A 14,215-nucleotide genomic window follows, 5' to 3' on the forward strand; every position below is an offset into this window, starting at 1 on the left:
ACATCTGCGGTGGTCATCGCACCTTCGGCGACGCCACACCGCAGCGGGAATCAACCGCCGAGCCGCCGGAAGCCGCTGCGGTGAAACACGATCGGCGTGATCTCGGGATCCACCGTCACATCGCATACCCGCAGTACCACGATGATGTGGTCCCCGGCGGGAACCAACTGCTCGACCGAGCTGCCCAACCACACCCCGGTGCCCTTGATGAACACCGCGCCTTCGTTGGTCACCGTTTCCAGCCCGGCGAACCGGTCGCCGGTCTTGGCGGCCAGGGTGCGAGCCGCGATGTCGTGCGCCTCACCCAGCACGCTGATGCCCAGCCGGGGCGAGTCCTTGAGTTTCGGCCAGGTCGTCGAGGTGTTCTGCACGCAGAACGACACCAGCGGCGGATCGAGTGAGACCGGCACGAAAGTACTCGCGGCCAGCCCGACCCGGACACCGTCGACCTCGGCCGCGACGGCCACCACGCCGGACGGGAAATGGCCGAATGCCTCCCGTAGCGACGACGGCGTCAGATTGCTGGCGGAACTCACGTGGGCACTCACCGGGAACTCATTCACCTCGTCGGGTCTGGTCGCTGAAGAACCCTACCCGCCGCGCCCCGGCCGAGGCGGATCGGCCGCGGCAGAGCGGGCTGACCTGGTGAGACCAACTGGTTGGTTAGTTAGCTAAGAGGATGTAGCTCACACTGGCTTGCGCTGTGGGTTCCAGAAGGTATATTTCAGGGCACGTTACTGGTGGGTAACTTAAGCCCAAGTACCCAACCGCAAGTGGCATCCCATGAGGAGGAAGCTGTGAGCCACTACAAGAGCAATGTCCGTGACCAGGTATTCAACCTGTTCGAGGTCTTCGGCCTGGACCAGGTCTTCGGTCAGGGCGAATACGCCGACCTCGACGTCGACACCGCTACGGAGATGCTCGGCGAGATGGTCCGGCTGGCCGAGGGCCCGATTGCTGACTCCTTCGTCGAGGGCGACCGCAACCCGCCGGTGTTCGACCCGGCCACCCACACCGTGACTTTGCCCGAGTCGTTCAAGAAGTCGGTGCGCGCCACCCTGGATGCCGGCTGGGACCGGGCCGGCATCGACGAGGCACTCGGCGGCATGCCGATGCCCAAGGCGCTGATGTGGGCGCTGCACGAGCACATCCTCGGCGCCAACCCGGCGGTGTGGATGTACGCCGGCGGCGCCGGTTTCGCCAACATCTTCTTCCACGTGGCCACCGAGGAGCAGAAGAAGTGGGCCGTCATCGCCGCCGAGCGCGGCTGGGGCTCGACCATGGTGCTCACTGAGCCGGATGCCGGCTCGGATGTGGGCGCCGGACGCACCAAGGCCGTCCAGCAGTCCGACGGCTCCTGGCACATCGACGGCGTCAAGCGGTTCATCACCTCGGCTGACTCCGACGACCTGTTCGAGAACATCTTCCACCTGGTGCTGGCCCGCCCCGAGGGCGCCAAGCCGGGCACCAAGGGCCTGTCGCTGTTCTTCGTGCCGAAGTTCCTGTTCGACTTCGAGACCGGCGAGCTCGGCGAGCGCAACGGTGTGTTCGTCACCAACGTCGAGCACAAGATGGGCCTGAAGGTCTCGGCCACCTGTGAGCTCACCTTCGGCCAGCACGGGGTGCCGGCCAAGGGCTGGCTGGTCGGCGAGGTGCACAACGGCATCGCCCAGATGTTCGACGTGATCGAGCAGGCCCGGATGATGGTCGGCACCAAGGCCATCGCCACGCTGTCCACCGGCTACCTCAACGCACTGGAGTACGCCAAGGAACGGGTGCAGGGCGCCGACCTGACCCAGATGACCGACAAGTCCGCACCGCGGGTGACCATCACCCACCACCCGGACGTGCGCCGGTCGCTGATGACCCAGAAGGCTTACGCCGAGGGGCTGCGGGCGCTGTACCTCTACACCTCGACCTACCAGGACGCCGCCGTGGCCGAGAAGCTGCACGGCGTCGAGCCGGATCTCGCCGTCCGCATCAACGACCTGATGCTGCCGATCGTCAAGGGGGTCGGCTCCGAGCAGGCCTACGCCAAGCTCACCGAGAGCCTGCAGACGCTCGGCGGGTCGGGATTCTTGCAGGACTACCCGATCGAGCAGTACATCCGTGACGCCAAGATCGACTCGCTGTACGAGGGCACCACGGCCATCCAGGCGCAGGATTTCTTCTTCCGCAAGATCGTCCGGGACAAGGGCCAGGCGCTGGGGCACGTCGCGGGCGAGATCGAGGCGTTCATCGCCAACGAGTCCGGCAACGGCCGGCTCAAGGCGGAGCGCGAGCTGCTGGCCACCGCGCTGGCCGACGTGCAGGGCATGGCCGCGACGCTGACCGGCTACCTGATGGCCGCGCAGGAGGACATCTCCAGCATCTACAAGGTGGGGCTGGGTTCGGTGCGCTTCCTGATGAGCGTCGGCGACCTGATCATCGGGTGGCTGTTGGCCCGCCAGGCCGCGGTGGCCGTGGCAGCCCTGGACGCCGGCGGCAGCGATATCTCAGGCGCCGACCGGGCGTTCTATGAGGGCAAGATCGCGGTGGCATCGTTCTTCACCAAGAACTTCCTGCCGCTGCTGACCAGCACCCGCTCGGTGATCGACGCCATCGACAACGACATCATGGAGCTCGACGAGGCGGCGTTCTAGAACGCCGCGACAACACAGGCCGCGCAGGCCCCCGAGGCGATCCCTTGGGGGCCTGTTGCATTGCGGCCGGCGCGAGCCGCCTTGTCGTGATCTGTGGGATGTATGGCGTAGACGTCATCGGGGTGTTCGGCTGACACTGATGGCGTGACCCGCAGCGTCGTCGTCCTCGGCTATCCGCGCTGCCCGACCCCACGTCGGGTCTCGACACGGTGGTGCTGCCCGGCGGCGCGGGTGTCGACGCGGCGCGGGCCGGCTTCGGTACCGCAGAAACCCTGCGCCGCACCTTCGTCCGCCGGCTCGGTATCGCGCCGGACCACTACCGCAAGACCTTCGCCTGACACCCCCGAAAGGACAAGACCGTGCAGATCGCGATCGTGCTCTATCCCGGCTTCACCGCGCTGGACTTCATCGGCCCCTACGAGACGCTGCGCTGGCTGCCGCGCGTCCAGCTGCGCCTGCTGTGGCACGAGCCCGGGCCGATCATCGCCGACTCCGGCGTGCTCGTCGTCGGGGCCACCCATTCGTTCGACGAAACCCCCTGCCCCGACGTCATTCTGGTACCCGGCGGCATGACGACCACCGAACACGCCCGCGACGAGAAGCTGCTGGAGTGGGTGCGGCGAGCCCATGCCACGGCCACCTGGACGGCATCGGTGTGCTCCGGGTCGGTCATCCTGGCGGCCGCCGGGCTGCTGGCCGGCAAGCGAGCCACCTCCCATTGGATGGCGCTGCCCGCTCTGAAGGCGTTCGGGGTCACCCCGGTCGCAGACGAACGCATCGTGCACTCCGGCGACATCGTCACCTGTGCGGGAGTCTCGGCCGGCATCGACCTCGGACTGTGGCTGGCCGGGCGGATCGGCGGCGAGCACCGCGCGAAGGTCATCCAGTTGTCACTGGAATACGATCCGCAGCCGCCGTTCGACTCCGGGCACATGTCGAAGGCGTCGGCGAAGACCAAGGCCGCGGCGAGCGCGCTGATGGCCAAGGATCTGGCGACGCCGAGCCAGCTGAAAGCCGGAGCACTACTGCTGTGGGATCGAGCGATCGGCGCGGCCCGACGCCGACGCGGTTAGCCGGGATGAGTTGGCCGCCGCTGGATCCCCTCAGTCCAGCGGCGGGCCAAGACGTAGGTTGCTCCGCGATGCCATGGGGGCAGACGCCCACGCGGAGCGAACCGTGCTGCTGACTACCCGCGGCCACCCGGGCACAAACCTGGTGGTCGGCGGCCTGGTCGCCGCCGCGGGCGCTAGCCCTCCAGGATGGCGGCCACGCCCTGACCCCCGGCGGCGCAGATCGAGATCAGCGCCCGCACCGGCTTGTTCTTCGAGGCGCCCTTCTTCGCCGCCTTTGCCTCGGCGATCTGTTTGGCCGCCTGCGCCACGATCCGCCCGCCGGTGGCCGCGAACGGGTGCCCGGCTGCCAGCGACGAGCCGTTGACGTTGAGCTTGGACCGGTCGATCGCGCCCAGCGCGGCGTCCAGCCCCAGCCGTTGCTTGCAGTAGGCCTCGGACTCCCACGCCGCCAGGTGGCACAGCACCGTCGAGGCGAACGCCTCGTGGATCTCGTAGAAATCGAAGTCCTGCAACGTCAGACCGTTGCGGGACAACAACCGCGGCACCGCGTAGGTAGGCGCCATCAGCAGCCCGTCGGGTCCGTTGACGTAGTCCACGGCGGCCGTCTCGGAGTCGACGAAGTAGGCCAGCGGGGTCAGGTTGTGCGCGGCCGCCCACTCCTCGCTGGCCAGCAGCGCCACCGAGGCGCCGTCGGTCAGCGGCGTGGAGTTGCCCGCGGTCATGGTGGCGTCGCCGGCCTTGGCGCCGAACACCGGCTTGAGGGTGGCCAGCTTCTCCGGACTCGACTCGGGCCGCAGGTTGTTGTCGCGGTAGAGGCCCTGGAACGGGGTGATTAGGTCGTCGAAGAAGCCGCGATCGTAGGCGGCGGCCATGTTGCGGTGGCTGGCGGCGGCCAACTCGTCCTGGTCGACTCGCTTGATGCCCATCTTCTTGGTGGTGATCGCCTGGTGCTCGCCCATGGAAAGCCCGGTGCGGTTCTCCTTGTTGGCCGGGATCTCCACCCCCAGGGCCGCGGGCAGTTTGCCGACCAGTTTGAGGCGCTGCAGGTTGGACTTCGAGCGGCGTAGCGCCAGCAGCGTGCGGCGCAACTCGTTGCCCACCTCCAGGGGGGCATCCGAGGTGGTGTCCACCCCGCCCGCGGCGGCCACCTCGTAGCGGCCGGCGGCGATACCGTCGGCGGCGCAGATCGTCGCCTGCAGGCCGGTGCCGCAGGCCTGCTGCAGGTCGAAGGCGGGTGTATAGGGCGACAGCGCCGACCCGAGCACGCATTCCCGGATCAGGTTGAAGTCCCGGCTGTGCTTGAGCACCGCGCCGCCGATCACCGCATCCAACTTCTCGCCGGCCAGGCCGAACCGGTCGACCAGGCCGCCGAGCGCCGCGGTGAACATGTCCTGATTGGACGCGCTGGCGTAGGCAGTATCGGAGCGTGCGAATGGGATGCGGTTGCCGCCGAGGACGGCGACGCGACGGCGCGCGCCGGTGTCGGCGGGTGTGGGCTTAGCAGCAGATCCAGGTGCCACGATCTCTCCGTCTGGTGGTCGGGGCGCCCCGCACCGGCGGGGCGATCGGGGTGATACTACCCAGTATTCTTACTCTGGAGTAAGTTCGTTGTCGACACCGTCGCCTGCACCAGGCACACGTCCCCACACGGAAGGCAGCTCAAGTGGCCCCCAAGCTTCCCTCGGACCTGTTGTCCCAGATCATGAACTCCGGCCCCGGATCGTTCCTGTCCAAGCAACTCGGCGTTCCGCAGGCCGAGACGCTGCGCCGCTACCGGGTCGGCGAGCCACCGCTGGCCGGGCCGCTGCTGATCGGCGGCGAAGGCCGGGTGGCCGAACCGCTGCGCACCGCGCTGTCCGGCGACTACGAGGTGGTCGGCGACAACCTCGGCGGCCGGTGGGCCGACTCGTTCGGCGGGCTGGTCTTCGACGCCACCGGCACCACCTCGCCGGCCGGGCTGACCGCGCTGCACGAGTTCTTCACCCCGCTGCTGCGCAACGTGGGCCGCTGCGGCCGGCTCGTCGTGGTGGGCACCACTCCGGAGGCGACCGGCAGCGTCGACGAGCGGATCGCCCAGCGCGCGCTGGAGGGCTTCACCCGCTCGCTGGGCAAGGAGCTGCAGCACGGCGCCACCGTGCAGCTGGTGTACCTGTCGCCGGAGGCCAAGCCCGGCGCCACCGGCCTGGAATCGACGATGCGGTTCATCCTCTCGGCCCGCTCGGCCTACGTCGACGGCCAGGTGTTCTACGTTGGCGCCGATGACGCCACCGCGCCCGCCGACTGGGACCGCCCGCTGGAGGGCAAGGTGGCGATCATCACCGGCGCCGCGCGTGGCATCGGCGCCACCATCGCCGAGGTGTTCGCCCGCGACGGCGCCAAGGTGGTGGCGATCGACGTGCCAGGCGCGGCCGAGGCGCTCAACGCCACGGCCGCCCGGGTGGACGGCACCGCGCTGGCCCTGGACGTCACCGCCGACGACGCGGTCGAGCAGATCGCCGCGCACCTCAAAGAGCACTATGACGGCAAGGCCGACATCTTGGTCAACAATGCCGGCATCACCCGGGACAAGCTGCTGGCCAACATGGACGACGCCCGATGGAACTCGGTGTTGGCGGTCAATCTTCTTGCACCGCAGCGTCTTACCGAGGGCCTGGTGTCAAGCGGCAGTATCGGCAAGGGCGGCAGAGTGATCGGGCTGTCGTCCATGGCGGGCATCGCCGGCAACCGCGGCCAGACCAACTACGCGGCCACCAAGGCCGGCATGATCGGCCTCACCGATGCGCTGGCGCCGGTGCTGGCAGCGAAGGGCATCACGATCAACGCCGTCGCCCCCGGATTCATCGAAACCGAGATGACCGCGGCGATCCCGCTGGCCACCCGCGAGGTCGGCCGCCGGCTCAACTCGCTGTTCCAGGGTGGTCAGCCCGTCGACGTCGCCGAGCTGATCGGCTACTTCGCCAGCCCGGCGTCGAATGCGGTGACCGGCAACACCATCCGGGTCTGCGGCCAGGCCATGTTGGGGGCATGACATGACGCAACCCAGTGGCACCAGGAACATGTTGCGCGCGGTCGCCGGAGCGCTGCCGTTCATTCCCCGCGCCGGCACCCTGCCGGACCGGTCGCTGCGGGTCGACGAGCTGGCCATCGACCCGGGCCACGTCGCCGAATACGCCGCGGCCACCGGGTTGCAGTACGGCAATCACGTGCCGGTCACCTACCCGTTCGCCCTGACCTTTCCGACGGTCATGTCGCTGGTGACCGGGTTCGATTTTCCCTTCGCCGCAATGGGATCGGTGCATACCGAGAACCGGATCACCCAGTACCGGCCGATCGCGGTCACCGACACCGTCGGCGTCGAGGTGCACGCGGAGAACCTGCGCGAGCACCGCAAGGGTCTGCTGGTCGATATCGTCACCGACATCAACGTCGGCAACGACCTGGTCTGGCACCAGGTGACGACCTTCCTGCATCAACAGCGCACCAGCCTGTCCGACGAGGCCAAACCACCGCCGGCCAAACAGCCCAAGCTGGGACCGCCGAACGCGGTGCTGCGGGTCACGCCCGGTCAGATCCGCCGCTACGCCTCCGCCGGTGGCGACCACAATCCGATCCACACCAGCTCGATCGGCGCCAAGCTGTTCGGCTTCCCGACCGCGATCGCCCACGGGATGTTCTCCGCGGCAGCGGTGCTGGCCAACATCGAGGGAGCGCTGCCGGACGCGGTGGAGTACTCGGTGAAGTTCGGCAAGCCGATGCTGCTGCCGGCCGGCCCGGGGCTCTACGTCGACCGGGTCGAGGGCGGCTGGGATCTATCGCTGCGCAACATCGCCAAGGGGTATCCGTATCTGACCGGCGCGGTGCGGGCACTGTAGCCGGCACTCCGCCCGACCGCGGATCTCTTCGTCGACGCCTTGCGCTCACCACGGCTCCGGCCCACGCCGCCCCGTCACGGCTTTGACCGGCCGGACTTATCCCGCGGCGGCACTCTCGGCGCCGTCACGGCCGCCGGGCGCCTCCTTGAGGCCGCGCCAGAACAGATCGATCATCAGCTCGCCGGCCTCGTCGACGTCGGTGTCGCCCGTGCTGACCCGGCTGGCGATCGCCTCGCCGGCACCGACCAGCGCGACCGCCATCATGTCGAAGTCGACGCCGGGCTCGGGGTTGCGGGTGCCGGCCCGCAACAGCCGGCCGACCAGCTCGACGATCCGCTCGCGGCCCTCCCGCACGGTGTGGGCGAACGCCTGCGAACTGGTGGCCTGCGAATACATCACGATCCACGACGCCCGGTTGGTGTCGATGTAGCGCAGGAACGACCGGATCGTGTTCCGCAACAGGTCTTTCGGGCTCTGCTCGAAGTCGATGCTGGTGCGCACCGTCTCGACGAAGCGCGCCAGCTCACGGTCCAGACAAGCCCCGAAGAGTTCCTCCTTGGAGCCGTAGTACAGGTAGAGCATCGGCTTGGAGATCTGGGCGGCCGCTGCGATCGAGTCCATCGAGGTCTCGTGATAGCCGTTGATCGAGAACATCTGCACCGCGGCGTCGAGCATCTGCTGTTCACGCACAGCCCGCGGTAACCGCTTACTGCCAGCTGCCATCGCCTCGGGGTTCCTTCCGCGTACCTTCTGCGGCACGATCTTACCGAAGAGTAACTTCGCGTCCGGCGATGGCGGTATCAGCCGTGGCAGTGCGTTCCGGGTTTCTTGACCGCCGCCAACCGCGCCAACGAGGCGTCGATCGCCTCCCGCTTCAGCTCGCCGGCCGCCACGGCCTGCTCCAGCCGGTCCAGCACCGCCGGCACCTCGTCGGTGGTGACCCACAGCGCGATGTCGACGCCGGCCTGCAGGCTTCGCAGCACCGCATCGGCGACGCCGTAGTGCTCGGTGATGGCGGCCATCGACGACAGGTCGTCGGTGAACACCAGCCCGGAGAACGCCGGGCCGTGATAGTCGGTGCCGGTGCGCAGCAGGCTGACCGCCGCCGGACTCAGGCTGGCCGGGTCCTCGGTAAGCCCGGGCACCTCCAGGTGTCCCAGCATCACCGCCACCGGCGCCTGGGTGACCAGCGTGCGATAGGGCACCAGGTCGTTGTCCTGCAGCTGCGCCAGCGGCGGCGTGGCCACCGCCCCGGCGGTGTGCGAGTCACCGGAGCCGTGGCCGTGGCCGGGGAAGTGTTTGAGCACCGGCAGCAGGCCGGCGTCACGCAGCCCTTGCGCGTACGCCCCGGCGTACTCGGTGACTTTGGCCGGGTCCGAGCCGAACGAGCGGTCCCCGATCACGGTGTCGTCGTCGGTGCCGGTGGCGACCACGTCGACCACGGGCGCGAAGTCGATGGTGATCCCCAGGTCGGCCATCTTGCGGCCGCGCTCGGCCGCCAGCTCGCGCACCTGCGCGACGCTGTGGGTGGCGGCCAGCTCCTTGGCGGACGGCGAGGACCCGATCAGCGAGGACAGTCGCGCGACCCGGCCGCCCTCTTCGTCGACGCTGACCGCCAGTGGCAGCGGGCCGGCGGCGGCCCGGTCTTCCTTGAGCTCGATCAGCGAGCCGTCGGTCAGCATGGACAGCTCCGTCCAGCTGCCGATGAAGATGCCGCCGACGTGATGGTCGGTGACCACCGCGCGCGCGTCGGCCGCGTCCCGGACCCCGACCATCACCAGCTGCGCGAGCTGGTCGCGGATCGGCAGGGCCGCCAGCTGCTCACAGGCCGGGTCAACCGGCGCGGCGGCTGTGGACGTGTTCGTCGGCTCCGCCTGTGGCGACGGCGCGGGTGTCTCGGCGCGATGGGAGCAGGCTGTCGTCAGCGCCGGCAGCAACGTGGCCGCCAACAGCAGACCGGGCAGTTGTCGAGTCAGCGATCGAGGCATCGCACCATGCTGTCACGGCCGGAACTACGCGGCTCATGCGGCGGTCCCGCATGCTACGTTGGCCGTTGGGGTCGATGGGGGCGGTATTGCCGGTGCCCCGAGATCACGTCGCGGGATTGCGGAAGGAGCCAGACCATGCCTCGGTTCGTGGTACCGGCGGCCATCAGCATCGTCGTCGGGGTGCTACTCGGTGCGGCGGCTGTCTTCGGCGTGACCTTGATGGTGCAACAGGACACCAAGCCGCAGATAGCCGGGGGCGACCCGCAATCCTCGGTGCTGAACAGGGTGGAATACGGCAACCGCGGCTGACCTGCGGACGTCGTCGGCTTCCGGACGTTCGCAGACGGAGTTGCAGGGTGTGACGATGTTGTCGCGGCGCTGGCTGTGGCTGGTCGGCGCAATCGCGTTGGCCTGCAGTTTCATCCAGGCGCCCGGCCGAATCTCCCCGGACACCAAACTGGACCTGACCGCCGATCCGCTGCGGTTTCTGGCCCGCGCGGTCAACCTGTGGAGCAGCGAACTGCCGTTCGGTCAGGTGCAGAACCAGGCATACGGCTACCTGTTCCCGCACGGCGCCTTCTTCCTGCTCGGCGACTTCGTGGGGGTCCCCGGCTGGGTCATTCAGCGGCTCTGGTGGGCGCTGCTGCTCACCGTGGGGTTCTGGGGCCTGCTGCGGGTCGCCGAGACGTTGCGGATCGGCACCCCCACGGCACGGCTGATCGGCGCCGCCGCGTTCGCCCTGTCGCCGCGGGTGCTGACCACCATGGGTTCGATCTCATCGGAGACGCTGCCGATGATGCTGGCGCCGTGGGTGCTGCTGCCCGTCATCCGGGCATTGGGCGCACCGGGTGGCGAGGCGCCGGGCCGCCCGGTCCGGGCGCTCGCCGGCCAAGCCGGGGTGGCGGTGGCACTGATGGGCGCGGTCAACGCCGTCGCGACGCTGGCGGGGTGCCTGCCGGCGATCGTCTGGTGGCTGTGTCATCGCCCGAACCGGCGCTGGTGGTCCTTCACCGGCTGGTGGCTGCTGGCGCTGGCGCTGGCGGTGACCTGGTGGCTGGTCGCCCTGCTTCTGCTGGGCCGGGTCAGTCCGCCGTTCCTGGACTTCATCGAATCCGCCGGGGTGACCACCCGGTGGACGTCACTGACCGAGATGCTGCGCGGCACCCACAGCTGGACGCCGTTCGTCGCGCCGAACGCCACGGCCGGCGCACCGCTGGTCACCCGCCCGGTGCTGATCCTGGGCACCTGCCTGGTGGCTGCCGCCGGGCTGGCCGGGCTGACCGGCATGCTGCGCCGGCAGCTTCCCGGCGCCGGGCGGCTGGTCACGATGCTGCTGATCGGGGTGACCCTGCTGGCGGTGGGCTACGCGGGCGGACTGGGTTCGCCGCTGGCACCCGCCGTGCAGACGTTCCTCGACGCGGCCGGCGCCCCGCTGCGCAACGTGCACAAGCTGGAGTCGGTGATCCGGATCCCGCTGGTGCTCGGAGTCACCCATCTGCTGGGCCGCATCCCGCTGCCGGGCAGCGCCCCGGCGGCGGTGTGGCGGCGCGCCTACGTTCAACCCGAACACCACAAGGCGGCGGCGGTCGGCCTGGTCGTCTTGACGGCACTGATGGTCAGCACGTCGCTGGCCTGGACCGGCCGACTCACTCCGCCGGGGACGTTTTCGGACCTGCCGCAGTATTGGCGCGACGCCGCCGCCTGGCTCGACGAACACAACAACGGCGGCCCGACGCCGGGCCGGGTGTTGGTCGCGCCGGGAGCCCCGTTCGCCACCCAGACCTGGGGCACCAGTCACGACGAGCCGCTGCAGGTGCTCAGCGAGATCGGGGCCGGACCATGGGGTGTGCGCGACTCGATTCCGCTGACGCCGCCGCAGACCATCCGGGCGCTGGACTCGGTGCAGCGACTGTTCGCCGCCGGTCGCCCCTCGGCCGGGCTTGCCGATACCCTTGCCCGGCAGGGCATCTCGTATCTGGTGGTGCGCAACGATTTGGACCCCGACACCTCGCGGTCGGCCCGGCCGCTGCTGGTGCACCGCGCCGTCGACGGCTCACCGGGGCTGCACCGGGTGGCTCGGTTCGGCGAGCCGGTCGGGTCGGGCACGGTGCCCGGTTTCGTCTCCGACAGCGGATTGCGCCCGGCCTACCCGGCGATCGAGATCTACCGGGTCGGCGACCCGGCAGCCGGAGCGAACCCGGGCGCACCGTATCTGGCCGACCTCGATGCGCTGCGGCGCGTCGCCGGAGGCCCGGAGGTGCTGCTGCGGCTCGACGAGCATCGCCGGTTGCGCGGCGAGCCGGTGATGGGGCCGGTGCTGATGACGGCCGACGCGCGCCGCGCCGGACTCGGTGCCCCGAGAAGCTCCGGGGTCACCGTCACCGACACGCCACTGGCCCGCGAGACCGATTACGGCCGCGTCGACGACCACTCATCGACGCTGCGGGCCGCCGGCGACACCCGCCACACCCACAGCCGGGTGCCGGACTATCCGACGCCCGGCGCCGCCACGGTGTTCGGCGGTTGGATCGGCGGCCGGCTCACCGCGTCGAGTTCGTCCTCGGACGCCACCGCGCTGCCCGACGTGGCGCCGTCGACGTCTCCGGCCGCCGCCATCGACGGCGACTCGGGCACCGCCTGGGTGTCCAACGCGCTGCAGTCGGCGGTCGGCCAATGGCTGCAGATCGACTTCGACCATCCGTTGACCAACGGCACCATCACCCTGACACCCAGCGCGACGGCCGTCGGCGCGCAGGTACGGCGGATCCAGATCTCCACGGTCAACGGCACCACCACACTGCGGTTCGACCACGCCGGCGAGCCGCTGACCGCCGCGCTGCCCTACGGCGAGACGCCGTGGGTGCGGATCACCGCGTCGGGAACCGAAGACGGTTCCCCCGGCGTGCAGTTCGGTATCACCGACCTGTCGGTCACCCAGTACGACGCGTCCGGGTACGCGCATCCCGTCGACCTGCGCCACACTGCGCTGGTGCCGGCGCCACCGGCCGGTGCGCGAGTATCCCAGTGGGATCTGGGGACGGGCCTGCCCGGCCGGGCCGGCTGCGCCGCGGCCTCCGGCTCCGTCCGCTGCGCCGCGTCGATGATGCTGGAGCCCGAGGAACCCGCCACCTTCAGCCGAACCCTGAACGTGCCGCAGCCCATCTCGGTGACCCCGGCGGTCTGGGTGCGGCCACGTCAGGGCCCCCACCTGGTCGACCTGATCGCCGAACCGGGCGCGGCGAGGGCCCGCGGCGACGCCGACGTGCTCGACGTGCTCGGGTCGGCATACGCCGCCGCGGACGGAGATCCCGGCACCGCCTGGACGGCGTCGCAGCGGGTGGTCGCCCACCGGTCGCCGCCGACCCTGACCATCACGTTGCCGCGTCCGGTCGAGGTGGCCGGATTGCGGTTCGCCGCCAGTAGATCCCCGTTGCCGGCACGACCCACGCTGGTGGCCATCGACCTCGGCTCGGGCCCGCAGGTCCGGGAACTGGCGGACTCCGACGAACAGCGGGTGCGGCTGCAGCCCCGGGTGACCGACACCGTCTCGATCAGTCTGCTGGAATGGCAGGACGTGATCGACCGCACCGCGATCGGCTTCGACCAGCTCAAACCGCCCGGACTCGCCGAAGTCAGCGTGCTGGGCGCCGACGGCCGGCCGATCGCCGCCGCCGACTCCGCCCGCAACCGGTCACGCCCGGTCACCGTCGATTGCGGCAACGGCCCGATCATCGCGATCGCCGGCCGGTTCGTCCACACCTCGATCAGCACCACCGTGGGTGCCCTGCTCGATGACGAGCCGGTGCGCGCCCAGGCCTGCGATCAGCGGCCCATCGCGCTGCCCCCCGGCGCGCAGGAGCTGCTGATCAGCCCGGGTTCGGCGTTCGTCGTCGACAGCGCCACGCTGTCCGGGCCGCTGGCAGGCCGCGATGTGGTCAGCACCGTGACGACGCCCGCCGACGTCGGCACGTGGAGCCCCGCCCGGCGCGAGGTCACGGTGTCCGAGGCGCCGGCGACCCGGGTGTTGATCGTTCCGGAGAGCATCAACGGCGGTTGGGCGGCACGCACACCCGACGGCAGCCGCCTGACCCCGGTCGCGGTCAACGGATGGCAGCAGGGCTGGGTGGTGCCCGCCGGTACGGACGGCACGATCACGTTGACGTTCGGCCCCAACCGGATGTACCGCCTTGGGATGGCCGGCGGTCTGGCACTCCTGCCGCTGCTGGCCCTGCTGGCCTGGTGGCCGGCACGGCGGACCCGCAGTCCCGGCCCGCCGGCGCAGCCCTGGCAGCCCAGCCGGGGACAGCTGGGGATCGCCGCGCTGACGGTCGGCGCCCTGATCGCCGGTACTGCCGGCGCGGCGGTGTTCGGTACGGCGCTGATCGCGATGTTCGCGCTGCGCCATCGCCGGCGCGCGTTCGATACGACCCGGCTCGGTTTGAGCGCCGGCGGGCTGATCCTGGCTGGGGCGGTGTTGTGCCGCCATCCGTGGCGATCGGTGGACGGCTATGCCGGCCATTCCGCGGGCGTGCAGCTGGCCGCTCTGGTCTCGGTCGCCGTGCTCGCCGCGACCGCCGCGGTGGTCGCAAGAGCGGCGGAGCCCGCGGAGCCGGGCGCAGCGGGCCACCGCGACTAACACG

At 70.0% G+C, this 14,215-nt stretch carries 10 protein-coding genes and 1 pseudogene; 7 read left to right on the forward strand and 4 right to left on the reverse strand.

What is annotated here, in order from left to right; all coding sequences use genetic code 11:
• Positions 1-50: 50 nt before the first annotated feature.
• A complete protein-coding gene (locus AWC24_RS02945; protein WP_085082054.1) occupies positions 51-536 on the reverse strand; it encodes a flavin reductase family protein in 486 nt (161 codons plus the stop codon).
• 261 nt (positions 537-797) lie between these two features.
• On the opposite strand from AWC24_RS02945, the gene AWC24_RS02950 reads away from it, so the two are divergent.
• The 3 genes and pseudogenes from AWC24_RS02950 to AWC24_RS02955 all read left to right on the forward strand — a co-directional run bounded on the left by AWC24_RS02950 (position 798) and on the right by AWC24_RS02955 (position 3,715).
• Positions 798-2,642, forward strand: coding sequence for an acyl-CoA dehydrogenase (locus tag AWC24_RS02950; protein WP_085081991.1), 1,845 nt, complete (start codon positions 798-800; stop codon positions 2,640-2,642).
• A gap of 233 nt (positions 2,643-2,875) precedes the next feature.
• A pseudogene (locus tag AWC24_RS21470) lies at positions 2,876-2,980 on the forward strand (GlxA family transcriptional regulator); the annotation flags it as partial.
• Between the two features lie 21 nt (positions 2,981-3,001).
• Positions 3,002-3,715, forward strand: a complete 714-nt coding sequence (locus AWC24_RS02955) for a DJ-1/PfpI family protein (protein WP_085081992.1) — start codon at positions 3,002-3,004, stop codon at positions 3,713-3,715.
• 173 nt (positions 3,716-3,888) lie between these two features.
• Here AWC24_RS02955 and AWC24_RS02960 read toward each other — a convergent pair whose 3' ends face one another.
• Positions 3,889-5,235: an acetyl-CoA C-acetyltransferase gene (locus AWC24_RS02960; RefSeq protein ID WP_085081993.1), complete on the reverse strand. Its 1,347-nt coding sequence runs from the start codon at positions 5,233-5,235 to the stop codon at positions 3,889-3,891.
• A 143-nt stretch (positions 5,236-5,378) separates the two neighbouring features.
• Between AWC24_RS02960 and AWC24_RS02965 the strand changes: the two genes are divergently transcribed.
• Both AWC24_RS02965 and AWC24_RS02970 read left to right on the forward strand, forming a co-directional pair.
• A complete protein-coding gene (locus tag AWC24_RS02965; RefSeq protein ID WP_085081994.1) occupies positions 5,379-6,743 on the forward strand; it encodes a 3-oxoacyl-ACP reductase in 1,365 nt (454 codons plus the stop codon).
• A gap of 1 nt (position 6,744) precedes the next feature.
• Positions 6,745-7,587: a MaoC/PaaZ C-terminal domain-containing protein gene (locus AWC24_RS02970; protein ID WP_085081995.1), complete on the forward strand. Its 843-nt coding sequence runs from the start codon at positions 6,745-6,747 to the stop codon at positions 7,585-7,587.
• A gap of 96 nt (positions 7,588-7,683) precedes the next feature.
• On the opposite strand, the gene AWC24_RS02975 is transcribed toward AWC24_RS02970, so the two are convergent.
• Together AWC24_RS02975 and AWC24_RS02980 are read right to left on the reverse strand one after the other, a co-directional pair.
• The gene (locus AWC24_RS02975) at positions 7,684-8,310 is read right to left on the reverse strand and encodes a TetR/AcrR family transcriptional regulator (RefSeq protein ID WP_085081996.1); all 627 of its coding nucleotides are present in this window, start codon (positions 8,308-8,310) and stop codon (positions 7,684-7,686) included.
• Positions 8,311-8,387: 77 nt separating this feature from the next.
• Entirely contained in the window at positions 8,388-9,575 is a 1,188-nt protein-coding gene (locus tag AWC24_RS02980; protein ID WP_085081997.1) for a glycoside hydrolase family 3 N-terminal domain-containing protein, read from the reverse strand.
• Between the two features lie 135 nt (positions 9,576-9,710).
• Between AWC24_RS02980 and AWC24_RS02985 the strand changes: the two genes are divergently transcribed.
• Both AWC24_RS02985 and AWC24_RS02990 read left to right on the forward strand, forming a co-directional pair.
• Positions 9,711-9,884, forward strand: a complete 174-nt coding sequence (locus AWC24_RS02985; RefSeq protein WP_013827163.1) for a DUF2613 domain-containing protein — start codon at positions 9,711-9,713, stop codon at positions 9,882-9,884.
• Positions 9,885-9,933: 49 nt separating this feature from the next.
• Positions 9,934-14,211, forward strand: coding sequence for an alpha-(1->3)-arabinofuranosyltransferase domain-containing protein (locus AWC24_RS02990; RefSeq protein WP_109560294.1), 4,278 nt, complete (start codon positions 9,934-9,936; stop codon positions 14,209-14,211).
• Positions 14,212-14,215 lie beyond the last annotated feature (4 nt).

It is taken from the genome of Mycolicibacter senuensis (assembly GCF_002101885.1).
GTDB classification, from domain to species: Bacteria; Actinomycetota; Actinomycetes; order Mycobacteriales; family Mycobacteriaceae; genus Mycobacterium; species Mycobacterium senuense.